This window comes from Micromonospora sp. NPDC004336, from assembly GCF_053602615.1.
Genome location: NZ_JBSGDY010000152.1, coordinates 1 through 15517 on the forward strand (window position 1 = coordinate 1; position 15517 = coordinate 15517).

Consider the following 15517-nt stretch of genomic DNA (forward strand, 5'->3'; position numbering starts at 1 on the left):
AACACCGCCCGATCACTGCCGTGCCCGTGCCCCGTCGCACCCAACGAACCGAACAACTCCGCCTGCACCCGCACCGTGCCCGACAACAACCCATCGGCCTTCAACCCCGCCACGAACGTACGCGCCGCCCGCATCGGCCCCACCGTGTGCGAACTCGACGGCCCGACACCGACACTGAAAAGATCGAAAACGCTGATCATGGCTGCACTTCCTCGCCGTCGTACCCCTGACGGGTCCGGCCCGGTCCTGGCCGGCCCGGGTGCGGGGCGGCCGTCCGGCACCCGTGACGCGCGGGTGCCCGACCGGCGAGCCTACCCGCCCAGCTCAGCGCCCGTCCGGTGCGTCGCCTGACCGGCTCGCGGGTAACCACCTACGGGTACGCGGACCGCCGATCCTCCTCGGGACCGAGGGCGCGGCGGCCGCCCCTTCCTACCGTGGAGACAGACGCGGCGAACGCCGCAGAGTGGGAGTACGACGATGAGTCGCAAACTGGTCCGCCCCCGTCAGGGACGCATGATCGCCGGTGTCTGCGCCGGCCTGGCCCAGCGTTTCGGCTGGTCTGCCGGCTTCGTCCGGCTGCTGTTCCTGCTGTCGCTGCTACTGCCCGGCACCCAGCTCATCGTCTACCTGGTGCTGTGGGTGCTGATGCCGAACGAGGACCGCCACTTCGCCACCCGCTGACGACCCCGACGTCGCCCGCTACCGACCTCGGCGTCGCCCGCGCCACGCCGGCCCGCCGGGTCGAGGCGACAAACATCCCCTGAAGTAGCCCTCTCCGGCGCCGACGGAGGGGGCTACTTCCGCGAAGTGGCGCGGGGCGGGGACGGGGCGGGGGTGGACGTTCGGCGTCAGGGGGCGGTGTAGGTGACCGTCACCTTCTCGTAGCCGAGGGAGCGGAGCAGGCCCTCCAGCATCTTGCGGGTGTTCTCCTCGGCCCGCTGGGTCAGGCCGCTGTCCCGGGCGGCGCCGGTGATGCGCTCCTCGGCGAGCTGGTAGACCTGCTGCTGGCGGTTGGGATCGCCGCCGACCAGCTCACCGACCCGGTTGAGCAGCCCCCGCTCCTCGGCGAAGACGTAGCTCTTCTCCAGGTCGAGGTTGGTCTTGGCGAGCTGCGGCGCCGGCAGCCTGATCTCCACCGACTTGCCGTCGGCGGACTCGACCACCGCGCCCTCGGAGATCTTGGCGAAGTCCACGTAAGCCTCGACGCTGCCCGCCCCGACGAAGAGGGTGCGCTGGTTGAGCAGCCAGTCGGGCACGTTGCGCCGGTCGTTCTGGAGGTCGACCACCACCTGGAAGTTGCCCTCGGCCGCGACGTAGCGGCTGAGATCCTGGATCGACTTCAGCAGCGGCGGCTGGCTGCGGTCGGTCTGCTCCTTGGTGAACGGGTTACGGAAGTCGGGCAGGATGCCGGTGGCCTGCACGCCGAGCAGCACCACCACCGCCAGGGCCGCCGCGCCGAGCACCCAGAGCAGGCCGCGGGCCGGCCCGCCGGCCGGCGCCGGCGCGCCCGGGGCGGGCTCCGTCGCGTCGTCCGTCCGGGCCCGGAGCTCTTCGCCGGTCGGGTATCCCGGGAACTCCCTCGTCGGCTCGTTGATGTCACCGTCGCGGGCCATGGCCCTCACCGTCCTCGTCAGACACGTCGTCTGTCATGACGGTAAGGCCCCGGTACGACAGGCGCTCGCCGAGCGGCACAACCGGACGGGATCGATCTCCGCGCCGGCGCGGCGGCGCCCACCGGGCGGGCGAAACCGCAGGTCAGGCGAAGGCCGACAGCCCGGTCAGCCGCTGCCCGACGACCAGCTGGTGGATCTCCGAGGTGCCCTCGTAGGTGAGCACGCTCTCCAGGTTGTTGGCGTGCCGCATGATCGGGTATTCCCCCGAGACGCCGTTCGCGCCGAGGATCGTGCGGCACTGCCGGGCGATGGCCAGCGCCTCCCGGACGTTGTTGAGCTTGCCCACGCTCACCTGGTCGGGGCGCAGCCGGCCGGCGTCGGCGAGGCGGCCGAGGTGCAGCGCCAGCAGGGCGCCCTTGTTCAGCTCCACGGCCATGTCGGCGAGCTTGGCCTGGGTGAGCTGGAAGCCGGCCAGCGGCCGCCCGAACTGGGTGCGGGTGGTGGCGTAGTCCAGGGCGGTCTCCAGGCAGTCGCGGGCCGCGCCGAGCGCGCCCCAGACGATGCCGTGCCGGGCCTCGGTCAGGCAGCTCAGCGGCGCCTTCAGCCCGACCGCCTCGGGCAGGCGGGCGTCCGCCGGGAGCCGGACGTCGTCGAGCACGACCTCCCCGGTGACGGAGGCGCGCAGCGACATCTTGCGCCGGATCTCGCGCGCCGTCACCCCCGGCGTGTCCATCGGTACGGCGAAGCCGCGCACGCCGTCGTCGGTGCGCGCCCAGATCACCCCGACGTCGGCGATCGGCGCGTTGGTGATCCACATCTTCGCGCCCGTCAGCACCCAGTCGTCGCCGTCGCGGCGGGCCCGGGTGGTCATCGAGGCGGGGTCGGAGCCGTGGTCGGGCTCGGTCAGCCCGAAGCAGCCGATCGCCTCGCCGGTGGCCATCGCCGGGAGCCAGCGCTGCTTCTGCTCCTCGCTGCCGTAGCGCCAGATGGCGTACATGGCCAGGGAGCCCTGGACCGAGACCAGGGAGCGGACGCCCGAGTCGCCGGCCTCCAGCTCCAGGCACGCCAGCCCGTACGCGACGGCCGACGAGCCGGCGCAGCCGTAGCCGGTCAGGTGCATGCCGAGCAGGCCGATCTTGCCGAACTCGCGGGCCAGCTCCCGGGCGGGCACGTGGCCCTCCTCGTACCAGCCGGCGACGTGCGGGCGGACCCGGTCGTCGACGAGCTGGCGCACGACGGCGCGGATCTGCCGCTCCTCCTCGGTGAGCGACGAGTCCAGGTCCAGCAGATCGGTACGGCTCATGCCAGCCACCCTAACGAAGCCTCAGGGCCGGCCGCTCACTCGATCGGGCCGGAGAGGACGAGCACCCGGGCGTGGATCTGGTTGCGCTGCTGCAACGCCGCCCGCAGCGCGCGGTGCAGACCGTCCTCCAGGTAGAGCCCGCCGTTCCACTGCACCACGTGCGGAAAGAGGTCGCCGTAGAAGGTGGAGTCCTCCGCGAGCAGCTTGTCGAGCGCCAGCTCGCGCTTGGTGGTGATCAACTGGTCCAGGCGCAGCGGCCGCGGCGGGATCTCCGCCCACTGCTTGAGCGTCAGGTTGTGCTCCGGGTAGGGACGCCCGTCCCGGACCGCTCTGAAGATCACGACGGCACGCTCCCCTCCCCCTGGTCGGGCCGACCCACGACGCCGGGCCGGGTCGCGGCGTGGTGCCACGACCACACGGCACCGATGCCCGTGCCAGCGTAGCGGGCTGCACCACCCCGCGTTCTGCTCCCTGATGTCAGTTTCGCTACCCGCCGTCCGGTTCACAACCGGGCGAAACACCCGGAGCGGGTCAGCTCCACCGCCCCCGCCGGACCACCTCGCCCACCGGACGCCGCCCCCGCCGCAGCGACGGTGACCGATGGTCCTCCGCCCGGTAACCCACCGTCACCGCGCCGATCGGGTCGTACTCCGCCGGCACGCCGAACGCGTCCCGGTAGGCGTCCAGGCGCTGCGGCGGGATGCCGAAGAAGCACGCCCCCAACCCCTCGTCCACGGCGGTCAGCAGCATCAGCAGGGCGGCGAAGCCGGTGTCGACATACCAGTAGGGCACCGGCCAGCGTTCCGTCGAGCGGTCCGCCCAGCCCTTGTCCGGCTCCGCGTAGCGCTCCAGGTAGGCCGAGCGGTTCGCGTGCGGCACGACGATCAGCGGGGCCCGGCGCATGCCGGTCAGCCACCGCTCCCGCCCGCCCCCGGCCGGGGTGGCCGCCGCCCAGAACCGCTCCCGGTCCGCCGGCTCCTCCAGCACCAGGAACCCCCAGCCCTGGGCGAACCCGGCCGACGGCGCGCGGACCGCGTGGTCGAGCAGCCGCTCCACCACCTCGGGCGGGACCGGACGGTCCGGGTCGTAGTTGCGGACCATCCGGCGCCGCCGGACCACCTCGCTGAACTCCACGCGCTCCCCCGCTCAGGCCCCGGGCCGTACGCCCCAGACACCCCGCCAGGTCGCGCCCGGCTTCAGGGTGATCACGTCCCGGCCGGAGCGGAACGCGTCCGGCGGGCAGGTCATCGGCTCGATCGCGACGGAGCGGCGCTGCCGCGGCCCGGGGAGCGCGTCGCCGGTGAACACCTGCCACCAGCCGAACTCCCGGTCGGCCCAGATCCGCACGCCCGCCGAGCCGTCCGGGGCGCTCAGGCTGACCACCGAGCCGCCGTCGTCGTCGCGGACCACGTCACCGAAGGTGAGGTCCAGCTGGGCCCGGCCGATGCGGCGGGGGCTGGTCCAGTCGTACTCGGTGCCGGCGACCGGGGTGACCCCGATCGGCAGCAGCCGCGAGTCGACCTGCAACCGGGACCGGGCCGGCAGCCGCAGCGACAGGTCGTCGACGGCCACCCCGGGTACCCGCAGGTACGGGTGCACCGCGAAGCCGAACGGCGCGGGATCGGCGCCGAGGTTGGTGGCCTCGTGCTCGGCGCGCAGCCCGTCCGGGCCGACGCTCCACCGCGTGCGCAGCCGCAGCGGCCACGGGTAGCCGGGCTGCGGCGGCAGGTCGTAGCCGACCGTCACCGCGTCCGCCGACCGCTCCTCCAGCCGCCACGGCACCCAGGCCACCAGCCCGTGGATGGCCACCGCCCGCTCCGGCTCGCTGAGGGTGAGCTGCAACGACCGGTCGCCGAAGGTGTACCGGCCGTCGCGGATCCGGTTCGGCCACGGGGCCAGCACCTGCCCGGCGCAGCCGGGGCACATCTCGTCGGCGTCGTACCCGTCGAGCTGGTCGACCCCGTCGTGCCGGTATGTCCGCACGCCCCCGCCCACCTCGACGATGACGGCCTCGTGGCCGGCGGCGGCGATGGTCCACTGTGACCCGGACGGTGACGATCTCTCGGCGCTCCCCATGCAGGCGACCTTAGTCGACGCGGGAGGGGCCGCCGCACGCTCGACTACCCTGACAAATGCCCCCGGACGGCACCAATGTCCGGGGGCGGGTCGCCCGGTTCGTCGGCTCGGCTGGAGGTCGCGGTGGGTTCTGATGGTCGTGGGCGGGCCGCGTTCCGCGTGCTCGGGCCGGTGGAACTCCGCACCGGGACGGGGCACGTCGTCCTGACCGGCAGGCAGGGGGCGCTGCTGACGATCCTGCTGTTGAACGCCAACCGCGTGGTGTCGGTCCAGCGGCTGGCGGAGCTGCTGTGGGGGGAGCCGCCGCCGAGCTCCCCCTCCGCCCGGGTCAGGATGCTGGTCTCCGACCTGAGGAAGGCGTGCCGCGCCGCGGGGGTCGACGTGGTCCGCACGCAGCGCCCCGGGTACGTGGTGCGGCTGGAGCCCGACCAGCTCGACCTGACCGACTTCCTGGACCGCGTGGCGCGGGCGCGCGAGGCGTCCGCCGAGGGCGACCCGGCCGCCGCCGTGGCCCGCTACGACGAGGCGCTGAGCCGCTGGCGCGGGACGCCCCTGGACGGGATCAACGGCTCCTTCGTCGAGACCGAGGTGGTCCGGCTCGAGGAACTGCGGCTACAGGCCAGGGAGGAGCGGGCCGCGGCCCTGCTCGCCACCGGCCGGCACGCCGAGGCGATCGCCGAACTCGACGCCGTCGTCACGGACCACCCCCTGCGCGAGCCGGCACACGGCCAGCTCATGACGGCCCTGCACCGCAGCGGCCGGCGGGTCGACGCGCTGGCGGTCTACCGGAGGCTGCGGGACCGGGTCGTCGCCGAGTTGGGGCTGGAGCCCGAGCCCGAACTGCAGCGGCTGCACCAGCGCATCCTCACCTCCGACACCGCACCCGAAGCGCCCCGCGCCACCGTCGGGCCCGACCCCGCGCCGGGGCCGCCGGACCCGGTCGCGGAACCGCCGGAGGAGCAGCCGAGCCCGACGGCGGCCCCGATGCCGGTCCCCCGCCAGCTGCCGGCTCCGCCGGCCCACTTCGTCGGCCGCGAACGCGAACGCGCCGAGCTGGACCGGCTCGCCGGCGAACGGCGCCCGAACGGCGTGGCCATCGCCGCGATCAGCGGCACCGGGGGGATGGGGAAGACGTCGCTGGCCCTGCGCTGGGCGCACGACAACGTCGACCTCTTCCCCGACGGGCAGCTCTACGTCAACCTCCACGGCTTCGACCCTTCGAGCGGCCCGCTGCCGCCCCACGTGGCGCTGCGCCACCTGCTGTCCTCCCTCGGCATCCCGGCCGCGGCCATGCCGGCCGGGAAGGTGGCCCAGTCCGGTCTCTACCGGTCGCTGGTCGCGGGTCGCCGCCTGCTCGTCGTCCTCGACAACGCCCGCGACGTGGCACAGGTCGAGCCGCTGCTCCCCGGCGGCCCGCACTGCGCCGTGCTGATCACCAGCCGCAACCGCCTGCCCGGCCTGAGCGCCGCCAGCGGCGCCACCCTGATCGGGCTGGACGCCCTCACGGACGCCGAGGCCCACCGCCTGCTCCGCAGCCACCTCGGCGGCCCGCGGATCGCGGAGGATCCGGACAGCGTGGCCGTCCTCGTCCGGCACACCGGCGGCCTGCCGCTGGCGATCGGCGTACTCACCGCACGCGCCGCCATGCACCCCGACTTTCCCCTGTCGATCCTCGCCAAGGCGCTGGGCAACCCCTCCACCCGCCTCGACGTCCTGCGGACCGGCGACCTGAGCACCGACCTCCGGGCCGCGTTCACGGCCTCGTACGAGGCCCTCGACCCCGCCGCCGCCCGGCTGTTCACGCTGCTGGGGCTGGCGCCCTGGCCCGACGTCGGCCTGCGGTCGGCCGCCGCGCTCGCCGGCCTGCCCGTCCCCCGTGCCGAGCTGTCGCTCTACCACCTCGAGGCCGCCAACCTGGTCCAGCAGCAGCGCCCCGGGCGGTACCGCATGCACGACCTGGTCCGCCTCTACGCCGCCGAACGCGCGCAGTCCGACCGGACCGACGACGAGCGGACGGAGGCGCTCACCCGCCTCGTCGACTCGTACGTGCACACCGCGTCCGCCGCCGACCGGATGCTGTACCCCGGCCGTCCACTCGCCGCGCGGATCTTCCCCGAGCCGGCGGAGCACGAGTTCGAGGACGCCGCATCCGCCTGGGCCTGGTTCGAGGACGAGCAGCCCGGCCTCGTCGCCGTGCAGCGGCTGGCCGGGCGGCTCGGCATCGACGCCGCCGTCTGGCGGCTGGCCTGGGCGGCGGACACCTACCACAAGCGGTGCCAGCACGAGCAGCGCGTCGAGTCCTGGCAGCTCGGCCTCGCCGCCGCCGAACGACTGGGGCACCGCAACACCGAGGCCTTCGCCCACTGGTACCTGGGGTACGCCTACGCGCAGGCGTCCCGGGTCGAGGACGGTCTGGAACACCTGCTGCTCGCGCTCAACCTCTTCGAGCAGGACGGTGACGTCGCGGGCCAGGCACACCTCAGTCACACGCTCGGGTTCGCGTGGCTGGAGCGGGGTGAGCCCGCGCGCGCCCTGCCACACGTGGAGAACGCCCTGCGCCTGCAGCGGGAACTCCAGGACCCCCGCTGGGAGGCCAACGCGCTCAGCGCCGCCGGCTGGTGCCACGCCGTGCTCGGCCACCACTCGACGGCGCAGTCGTACTGCGAGCAGGCGCTGCGGCTGTTCCGGCGGCACGAGGACCGCAACGGCGAGTCCGCCACCCTCGACAGCCTCGGCTACATCGCCCACCGGGCGGGACGCCCCGACGAGGCGCTCGGCTACTACGGCCGGTGCCTGGAGCTGCGCGAGCGGCTGGGCAACGCCTACCAGGCCGCAGACACGCTGGTCCGCATCGGCGACGTCCACCACGGGTCGGGCCGGCTCACCGCCGCCCGCCGCGCCTGGCAGCGGGCGCTCGACTCCTACCGCGAGCAGCGCCGCACCGCCGAGGCCGACGACGTGCGGGAGAAGATCAGACGCCTTGCGGTACGACCCGCCTCCGCAGCCCGACGCGCAGGTCCCGAGGAACCAGCAGACCGCTGAAGTCGGGGGTCACCTCCTGCGGCCCGACGATCTCCATGTCGCCGACCAGCCAGGACGTCGCGAGCGTCAACTGCATCATGCCGAGCTGCGTCCCCACGCAGACCCGGGGCCCCGCGCCGAAGGGCAGGTAGGTGTGCCGGGCGGGCGTGACCTGCGGGTCCAGCCACCGTTCCGGCACCAGCCGGTCGGGGTCGGTCCACCAGCGGGGGTCCCGGTGCAGCCGGTACATGCTGAACAGCACCTGGTCGCCCGGGTTGAGCCGCCACCCGCCGAGTTCCGTCTCCCGCCGTACGGTCCGGCCGATCAGCCAGGTCGGCGGCCACAGCCGGAGGACCTCCTTGACGAAAGCCTCGGTGTACGGAAGCTCCGTCAACTCCGGGACGTCGCCGGCCGAGGCCGCCTCGGCCGCCAGCCGGGCCCGGACGTCCGGCCGCCTGCCGATCTCGTACACGATCCAGGTCAGGGCGGCGGCCGGGACGCCCAGCGCGGCGAGCATGATCCCGCGCAGGAACCGCTCGATCTGCAGGTCGGACAACCCCCCGTCCGCCGAGGCGAGCAGCAGGCCGAGGAGATCCTGGGCCGACGCGTCCCCGGCCTGGCGGCGGCGCCGCACGACGTCGGTCATCAGCGCCAGGAGCCGCTCGCGCGACCGGGTGAAGCGCCGTACCCGGCGCGACGGCCACCACGGCGGCAGCTGCAACGAGCTGCGCGAGAGAGGGTCGATGGCCGCCACGTTCTCGGCCAGCGCCTCCGGCACGCCCGCCGCGTCGACGCTCAGGCAGAAGTCCGCGGTCGCCCGGCCGAAGAACCCGGCCATCGTGGCGAGCACGTCCGTCTCCCCGTCGCCGACGGTCTCGCGGAAGATCTCGCGCAGCCGTGTCGCGTGCGCCTGCGCCACCCGCCGGTGCAGGCCCTGCCAGCCCACGCGGCGGGTCGCGGTCCACAGCTCGGCGTCGGCCGCCATCCGCTCGGTGTCCACGGGTCCCGCCAGCGGCGAGTTCTCCGCCAGGAAGTCCTTGTTGGTCCGGGCGAGCAACGCATGCACCTGGTCCGGTGAGGACACCACGATCGTGCGGGCATCGTAGGAGAAGACGTCCCCGTACTCGCGGTGACACCGTTCCAGGAAGCCGTTCCTGTCCCGGTCGTACTCCTCGGTGTTGCCGAACAACCAGTGCCCTCGCGGCCCCGGCGGCCGCTCCGGGCCAGATGCATGCGTCGTCACTCGTCGGCCCTCAACCAGATCAGTTGAAGATGTTCCAGTAGGTGTACATGCCACCCATGCGGACCCGGCCCAGGACACGGACGGCTGCGTGACGGATGTGCTTCATGCCTAACCTCCAGGAGTTGACGGCGTTGAAGACCACGATCGATGGTCCGGCGCATGATCCCCGCACGAAATCCGCAGGAACGGCGCCGGGCCCGCGATCGGTCCGGGCGCGCCGTCAGTCCCGGTCGGTCGCCGTGGTCGCCGCCCGGTAGCGCAGCAGGGCCGGGAACGCCACCGCGAGCAGCACCGCGAGCGCCGCGGAGATCAGCCCACCGCTGACCCAGGCGACCCCGCCGCCGAACCCGGCCGCCACCGCGCCGGCGCGCAGGTCGCCCAGGCGCGGGCCGCCGGCGATGACCACCGTGTTGACGCCCATCAGCCGCCCGCGCATCCGGTCCGGCGCGTAGACCAGCAGCATCGACTGCCGCAGCACCGCGCTGACCAGGTCCGCCGCGCCGGCCACCGCCAGCAGCAGCACCATCAGCCAGAGCTGACCGGCCAGCCCGGCCGCCGCCACCGCCAGACCCCAGCCGACCACCGCCACCACCAGCGCCAGCCCCTGCCTGCGCAGCCGGCCGATCCAGCCCGAGGTGAGCCCGCCGAGCATCGCGCCGGCCGCGATCGCGCTGAACAGCCAGCCGACGGCCGCGCCGCCGCCGAAGCGCTCCTCGGCGATCTCCGGGAAGAGCGCGCGGGGCATCGCCAGCACCATCGCGATCAGGTCGATGACGAAGGAGAGCAGCAGCACCGGCGTGGTGCTCAGGTAGCGCAGCCCGTCGACGATGCTGGCCAGCCCGGCCCGGCGCGGGGCGCCGGCCCCGTCCGGGTCCGGCTCGGGCGGCATCGCCGGCAGCCGCACCGTCGCCCAGACCACGGCGGTGAAGAGCACCGCGTCGGCCGCGTACGCGATCGGCAGGCCGGGGCCCGTGCCCCACCAGGCGAAGATCAGGCCGGCGACCAGGGGGCCGAACACGGAGGCGGCGGTGTAGGTGGTGAAGTTCAGCGTGCTCGCCGCCGGCACCAGCTCCGCCGGCACCAGCCGGGGCAGGATGGCGTTACGGGTGGGCGAGCTGATCGCGAAGGCGACCGACTGCACCGCCACCAGGACGAGCAGCAGCAGCGGGCTGCCGACGTCGAGCACCGCCTGCGCCACCAGCCCGGCGGTGGAGACCCAGAGCACCGCCGCGGTCACCAGCAGCACCCTGCGCCGGTCGTACGCGTCGGCCAGCGCGCCGCCCCAGAGCCCGAAGACCAGCAGCGGCACGAACGCCGCGATGCCGAGCAGGCCCACCCAGAGGGAGCTGCCGGTCAGCTCGTACATCTCCACCGGCACGGCGACCGCGGTGAGCTGGATGCCGAACATCGCGACGCCGTTGCCCAGCCACATCCGCCGGTACGCCGGCGCGGCCAGCGGACGCACGTCGATCGCGAACCGGCGCAGCCCGCGCCGCCGCGGTTCGTCGAGCCGCGTCACGGGGCCAGCCGCTCGACGGTCCACTCCCCGGGGCCGACGAGCCGGAACCGCAGCCGGTCGTGCAGCCGGCTGGCCCGGCCCTGCCAGAACTCCACGGACTCGGGCCGCACCCGCAGCCCGCCCCAGTGCGGCGGGGCGGGGACCGGCTCGACGTCGGCGAACCGCTCCGCCGCCGCCCGGTACGCCGCGTCCAGCGCCGCCCGGTCGGGCACCACCCGGGACTGGGTGCTGGCCCAGGCGCCCAGCTGGGAGCCGCGCGGCCGGCCGGCGAAGTACGCCTCGGTCTCGGCCCGGTCGACGCGCTCCACGGGGCCGGCGACGATCACCTGGCGCTGCATCGGAAACCAGGGGAAGACCAGGCTCGCGTACGGGTTGGCGGTCGCCTCGGCGCCCTTGCGGGACTCGTAGTTGGTGAAGAAGACGAAGCCCCGCGGGTCGTACCCCTTCAGCAGCACGGTCCGGGCGCTCGGCCGGCCGGCGGCGTCGGCGGTGCCGACCACCATCGCGTTCGGCTCGGGCAGCCCGGCGGCGACGGCGTCGGCGAACCAGCGGTCGAACTGGCCGTGCCAGTCGGCCGCCAGGTCCGCCTCGGAAAGGCCCAGGTCCGCCGCGTACTCGTTACGCATCGCCGCAGGGTGCACTGTGTCGCCCGTCACGTTCGCTCTCCTCCCCGTCGACCCGGCCCGCGACCTCCTGGCAGGCCAGCCCGTACCGCCCAGTGTCGCCGACGCGTCCGGGCCGTCCCGGACGGGGGATGTCATGCGCAGCACAGGCGCAGCGGGTCGCGGATCGGTTACTCACCAGGCAAGATGTCACGAACACATCCCTGAAGGGTCGCCTGAGGCGCTCGGCCGGCTGGCCGGATGAGGGCCCGACCGGGCGCACCGAGCAGATCCAGGAGAGCGAACATGGCCGATTTCAAACCCGGGCTGGAGGGCGTCGTAGCCTTCGAGACCGAGATCGCCGAACCCGACCGCGAGGGCGGCGCGCTGCGCTATCGCGGGGTCGACATCGAGGATCTCATCGGTCAGGTCTCCTTCGGCAACGTGTGGGCGCTGCTGGTCGACGGGCGGTTCGGCCCGGGCCTGCCGCCGGCGGAGCCGTTCCCGGTGCCGGTGCACTCCGGCGACATCCGGGTCGACGTGCAGTCCGCCGTCGCGATGCTGGCCCCCTACTGGGGCCTCAACCAGCTCCTCGACATCTCCGACGAGCAGGCCCGCGAGGACCTCGCCCGGGTGTCGGTCACCGCCCTCTCCTTCGTCGCCCAGTCCGCCCGCGGCCTGGGCCTGCCGGCCGTGCCGCAGAAGGAGATCGACAAGGCGTCGACCATCGTCGAGCGGTTCATGAAGCGCTGGCGCGGCGAGCCCGACCCGCGGCACGTGAAGGCCGTCGACGCCTACTTCATCTCGGCCGCCGAGCACGGCCTGAACGCCTCCACCTTCACCGCCCGGATCGTCGCCTCCACCGGCGCGGACGCGGCGGCCTGCATCTCGTCGGGCATCGGCGCCCTCTCCGGCCCGCTGCACGGCGGCGCCCCCTCCCGGGTGCTCAGCATGCTGGAGGCCGTCGAGCGCAGCGGCGACGCCGAGGGCTACGTCAAGGGCGTCCTCGACCGGGGCGAGCGGCTGATGGGCTTCGGCCACCGGGTCTACCGGGCCGAGGACCCGCGCGCGCGGGTGCTGCGCCGCACCGCCAAGGAGCTGGGCGCGCCGCGCTTCGAGATCGCCGAGGCGCTGGAGAAGGCCGCCCTGGCCGAGCTCCAGGCCCGCCGCCCGGACCGGGTGCTCGCCACCAACGTCGAGTTCTGGTCGGCCGTGGTGCTCGACTTCGCCGAGGTCCCGGCGCACATGTTCACCTCGATGTTCACCTGCGCCCGGATGGGCGGCTGGAGCGCGCACATCCTGGAGCAGAAGAAGCTCCAGCGGCTGGTCCGCCCGTCGGCCCGCTACGTCGGCCCCGGCACCCGCAAGCCGCAGGAGGTCGAGGGCTGGGACGCCATCCCGCACGGCGTCTGACCGCTCACCTTCGAGGGCCCCGTCCGCGCGGACGGGGCCCTCGCGCGTGCTGTGGCGCACGCCTCACGTCCCGGGTGTGGGACCAGCGGCCGGATCGGCCGGGCCGGGTGGGAGGATGAAGGCCGGCAGAGTCGCCGGACCGGGCCCGGATCCCGGCCGCCCCGCGCGCCCGCGCGCGTCCGCCGTCGATCCGCGCCCGCGTGCAGACCGGGCCCGCCCTCGCCCTTGCGGAAGGATCTCGACAACCGTGGCTGACGCACCGACCATCCGGATTCCCGACGACCTCAAGCCCGCCGACGGGAGGTTCGGCTGCGGGCCGTCCAAGGTCCGTCCGGCGGCGGTCTCCGCCCTCGCCGACGTGGCGACGAGCTACCTGGGCACCTCGCACCGGCAGAAGACCGTCCGCGACCAGGTCGCCCGGCTGCGCCGCGGCATCGCCGAGTTCTTCGCCCTGCCCGAGGGCTACGAGGTGGTGCTCGGCAACGGCGGCACCACGGCGTTCTGGGAGGTCGCGACGTTCGGCCTGGTCCGCGACCGGGCCCAGTTCGCCAGCTTCGGCGAGTTCGGCGCGAAGTTCGCCAAGTCCGTCAGGGACGCGCCGTTCCTCGGCGAGCCGACCATCCGCAAGTCGGAGGCCGGCACCGCCCCCACGCTGGTCGCCGAGGCGGGCGTGGACGTCTACGCCACCCCGCACAACGAGACCTCGACCGGCGTCGCGGTGCCGATCAGCCGGGTGGCCGGCGCCGACCCCGGCTCGCTGCTGCTGGTCGACGCCACCTCCGGGGCCGGCGGGCTCGACGTCAACGTCGGCGAGACGGACGTCTACTACTTCGCCCCGCAGAAGTGCTTCGGCTCCGACGGCGGCCTCTGGCTGGCCCTGATGTCCCCCGCCGCGCTGGAGCGGGCCGGCGAGATCAAGGCCTCGGGCCGCTACATCCCCGCCTTCCTCGACCTGGTCACCGCGATCGACAACTCCCGGCTGGAGCAGACCTACAACACGCCGGCGCTGGCCACCATCTTCCTGGCCGCCGAGCAGACCGACTGGATGAACTCCCAGGGCGGGCTGGCCTGGGCGGCCAAGCGGACGGCCGAGAGCGCCGCGATCGTCTACGGCTGGGCGGAGCGTTCCGAGGTGGCGACGCCGTTCGTCACCGACCCGGCGCTGCGCTCCAACGTGGTCGCCACCATCGACTTCGCCGACTCCGTCGACGCGACCGCGGTCGCCAAGGCGCTGCGCGCCAACGGCATCCTCGACACCGAGCCCTACCGGAAGCTGGGCCGCAACCAGCTCCGCGTCGCGCTCTTCCCGGCCGTCGAGCCCGCCGACGTCGAGGCGCTGACCGCGTCCATCGACTACGCGGTGGAGCGGCTCTAGCTCGTCGTCACGTTCGGTGGCCGCCCGGCGCGTCGGCGGCCACCGAACGTGATCATCGCCGCAGCTCAGTCGCGACATGCGGGTGTCGGATCCCCCACCTCGGGGCAGATACGCGTACGGTGGTGCGAGACGCCCGGGTGGCCGGCTCGTGGCGTGACGGCCAGCGAAGCGGGACGGAGGCAACGCTATGCGCCCAGTACGCTTCGTCGCCCTCTCCGAGGACGGCCAGGCCCTGGTGCTCGCCGACGAGGTCGGGCGACTGCTCGCCCTGCCCATCGACGAACGTGTCGCCGGCGCGCTGCACGCCGAGCCCGGCGCCCCGCCGCTCGCGGTGGCCCCGGCCGCCGTCGACCCGGTGCCCTCACTGTCCCCGCGGGACATCCAGGCCAAGATCCGCTCCGGCGAGTCCGCCGAGGACGTGGCCCGGATCGCCGGCGTGCCCGTCGACCGGGTGCTCCGCTACGCCGGCCCGGTGCTCCAGGAGCGGGCCATGCTCGCCCAGCACGCCCGCCGCACCCGGCTCAAGGGCGCCGACAAGCCCACCCCGCTCGCCGAGGTCGTCAACGGCCGGCTGGCCCAGCACGGGATCGACACCGAGAAGATCTCGTGGGACGCGTGGCGCCGCGACGACGGCACCTGGCGGATCGTCGCGACCTGGCCGTCGGGCAAGGCGACCGCGCAGGCGGTGTGGGACCTCGACAAGACCCGGCAGGCGGTCACGCCGCACGACGACATGGCGCAATACCTCTGCGCCGAGCGGCCCACCCCGATCCTCGGCCAGGAGCCGGCCCCGGAGCGGGGCGGTCACGCGCTGCCCGGCCCGTCGCGCGGCGAGCCGAGCCGGGGCGGGCACGGCCTGCCGGCGGCGGCCGAGCACGGCCGGCCCGGCCGCGACCCCATCCGGGCCGGGCGGGACGCCCTGCTCGCCTCGCTCGACCGCCCGCTGGGCTCGTCCTCGGGGCGCGGGCTCGACCCGCGCTCCCCGGCCGCCCTGGCCGGGCAGGACGCGCCCCGGCAGCGGCCGGTCGGCGGCGGGGCGGCGGCGCTGCTCGGCGGCGGCCAGGGTTCCGCGTTCGACGACGACTCGGACGCGCCCAAGGAGGTCCCGGCCGTGCCGTCCCTGGCGGTGCTGCGGCCCCGCCGCACGGGCGCGCCGGCGGCTGCGGCGGCCGAGGCCGCCGAGGCCGGGGGCAAGCCGCGCAAGCGCCTGCCGAGCTGGGACGACGTGCTCTTCGGCAGCGGCCCGGCGGCCCGCGAGTCCTCCTGACGCGTCGGCGCCGACGGTCCCGGTCTTCCGGCGGCGTCGGCGCTCCGGATTCCTCCCCGAGCGTCGGCTCCGGCGGTGACCGCCG

At 74.4% G+C, this 15517-nt stretch carries 15 protein-coding genes; 5 read left to right on the forward strand and 10 right to left on the reverse strand.

What is annotated here, in order from left to right:
* Positions 1 to 200 (reverse strand): serine dehydratase beta chain (locus tag ACWENR_RS24450; RefSeq protein ID WP_452279297.1); only part of this gene is annotated, 200 nt, incomplete at its 3' end.
* A gap of 277 nt (positions 201 to 477) precedes the next feature.
* Here ACWENR_RS24450 and ACWENR_RS24455 point away from each other — a divergent pair.
* Positions 478 to 681 carry a PspC domain-containing protein gene (locus ACWENR_RS24455; protein ID WP_452279298.1) on the forward strand — a complete coding sequence of 68 codons (204 nt, stop codon included), beginning with the start codon at positions 478 to 480 and terminating at the stop codon, positions 679 to 681.
* Positions 682 to 848: 167 nt separating this feature from the next.
* Here ACWENR_RS24455 and ACWENR_RS24460 read toward each other — a convergent pair whose 3' ends face one another.
* The 5 genes from ACWENR_RS24460 to ACWENR_RS24480 form a co-directional block, all read right to left on the reverse strand.
* Positions 849 to 1613 (reverse strand): DUF4230 domain-containing protein, encoded by a 765-nt coding sequence (locus ACWENR_RS24460; protein WP_452279299.1) that lies wholly within the window; start codon positions 1611 to 1613, stop codon positions 849 to 851.
* Positions 1614 to 1755: 142 nt separating this feature from the next.
* Positions 1756 to 2916, reverse strand: a complete 1161-nt coding sequence (locus ACWENR_RS24465) for an acyl-CoA dehydrogenase family protein (RefSeq protein ID WP_452279300.1) — start codon at positions 2914 to 2916, stop codon at positions 1756 to 1758.
* Positions 2917 to 2951: 35 nt separating this feature from the next.
* Positions 2952 to 3257: a type II toxin-antitoxin system VapB family antitoxin gene (locus ACWENR_RS24470; RefSeq protein ID WP_089002310.1), complete on the reverse strand. Its 306-nt coding sequence runs from the start codon at positions 3255 to 3257 to the stop codon at positions 2952 to 2954.
* A 190-nt stretch (positions 3258 to 3447) separates the two neighbouring features.
* Positions 3448 to 4050, reverse strand: coding sequence for a nitroreductase family protein (locus ACWENR_RS24475; RefSeq protein ID WP_452279301.1), 603 nt, complete (start codon positions 4048 to 4050; stop codon positions 3448 to 3450).
* 12 nt (positions 4051 to 4062) lie between these two features.
* A complete protein-coding gene (locus ACWENR_RS24480; RefSeq protein WP_452279302.1) occupies positions 4063 to 4992 on the reverse strand; it encodes an aldose 1-epimerase family protein in 930 nt (309 codons plus the stop codon).
* A 123-nt stretch (positions 4993 to 5115) separates the two neighbouring features.
* Here ACWENR_RS24480 and ACWENR_RS24485 point away from each other — a divergent pair, with 123 nt between their 5' ends.
* Complete coding sequence (locus tag ACWENR_RS24485; RefSeq protein ID WP_452279303.1) at positions 5116 to 8034, forward strand: AfsR/SARP family transcriptional regulator; 2919 nt, start codon at positions 5116 to 5118, stop codon at positions 8032 to 8034.
* Here the strand turns inward: ACWENR_RS24485 and ACWENR_RS24490 are convergent.
* Genes ACWENR_RS24490 through pdxH form a run of 4 tightly spaced genes read right to left on the reverse strand, consistent with a single transcriptional unit; the run spans position 7964 to position 11401 of the window.
* Positions 7964 to 9334, reverse strand: coding sequence for a cytochrome P450 (locus ACWENR_RS24490; RefSeq protein ID WP_452279304.1), 1371 nt, complete (start codon positions 9332 to 9334; stop codon positions 7964 to 7966). The two genes, ACWENR_RS24485 and ACWENR_RS24490, sit on opposite strands and share 71 nt — an antisense overlap.
* Positions 9276 to 9428 carry a hypothetical protein gene (locus ACWENR_RS24495; RefSeq protein ID WP_452279309.1) on the reverse strand — a complete coding sequence of 51 codons (153 nt, stop codon included), beginning with the start codon at positions 9426 to 9428 and terminating at the stop codon, positions 9276 to 9278. The genes ACWENR_RS24490 and ACWENR_RS24495 overlap by 59 nt, the downstream gene beginning before the upstream one ends.
* Before the next feature lie 48 nt (positions 9429 to 9476).
* Positions 9477 to 10775, reverse strand: a complete 1299-nt coding sequence (locus ACWENR_RS24500; protein ID WP_452279305.1) for an MFS transporter — start codon at positions 10773 to 10775, stop codon at positions 9477 to 9479.
* Positions 10772 to 11401 carry a pyridoxamine 5'-phosphate oxidase gene (gene pdxH / locus ACWENR_RS24505; protein ID WP_452279306.1) on the reverse strand — a complete coding sequence of 210 codons (630 nt, stop codon included), beginning with the start codon at positions 11399 to 11401 and terminating at the stop codon, positions 10772 to 10774. The genes ACWENR_RS24500 and pdxH overlap by 4 nt, the downstream gene beginning before the upstream one ends.
* Before the next feature lie 282 nt (positions 11402 to 11683).
* Between pdxH and ACWENR_RS24510 the strand changes: the two genes are divergently transcribed.
* The 3 genes from ACWENR_RS24510 (at position 11684) to sepH (ending at position 15432) form a co-directional block, all read left to right on the forward strand.
* On the forward strand, positions 11684 to 12790 hold the full coding sequence (locus tag ACWENR_RS24510) for a citrate synthase 2 (RefSeq protein WP_091098874.1): 1107 nt from the start codon (positions 11684 to 11686) through the stop codon (positions 12788 to 12790).
* Between the two features lie 247 nt (positions 12791 to 13037).
* Complete coding sequence (gene serC / locus ACWENR_RS24515) at positions 13038 to 14165, forward strand: phosphoserine transaminase (protein ID WP_452279307.1); 1128 nt, start codon at positions 13038 to 13040, stop codon at positions 14163 to 14165.
* 187 nt (positions 14166 to 14352) lie between these two features.
* The gene (sepH, locus tag ACWENR_RS24520) at positions 14353 to 15432 is read left to right on the forward strand and encodes a septation protein SepH (RefSeq protein ID WP_452279308.1); all 1080 of its coding nucleotides are present in this window, start codon (positions 14353 to 14355) and stop codon (positions 15430 to 15432) included.
* Positions 15433 to 15517: the final 85 nt, after the last annotated feature.

Excerpts from the sequence above, each read along its gene's own strand:
- ACWENR_RS24455 (WP_452279298.1), top strand. The coding sequence starts at position 478 with ATGAGTCGCAAACTGGTCCGCCCCCGTCAGGGACGCATGATCGCCGGT.
- ACWENR_RS24460 (WP_452279299.1), bottom strand. The coding sequence starts at position 1,613 with ATGGCCCGCGACGGTGACATCAACGAGCCGACGAGGGAGTTCCCGGGA.
- ACWENR_RS24465 (WP_452279300.1), bottom strand. The coding sequence starts at position 2,916 with ATGAGCCGTACCGATCTGCTGGACCTGGACTCGTCGCTCACCGAGGAG.
- ACWENR_RS24480 (WP_452279302.1), bottom strand. The coding sequence starts at position 4,992 with ATGGGGAGCGCCGAGAGATCGTCACCGTCCGGGTCACAGTGGACCATC.
- pdxH (WP_452279306.1), bottom strand. The coding sequence starts at position 11,401 with ATGCGTAACGAGTACGCGGCGGACCTGGGCCTTTCCGAGGCGGACCTG.
- ACWENR_RS24510 (WP_091098874.1), top strand. The coding sequence starts at position 11,684 with ATGGCCGATTTCAAACCCGGGCTGGAGGGCGTCGTAGCCTTCGAGACC.
- sepH (WP_452279308.1), top strand. The coding sequence starts at position 14,353 with ATGCGCCCAGTACGCTTCGTCGCCCTCTCCGAGGACGGCCAGGCCCTG.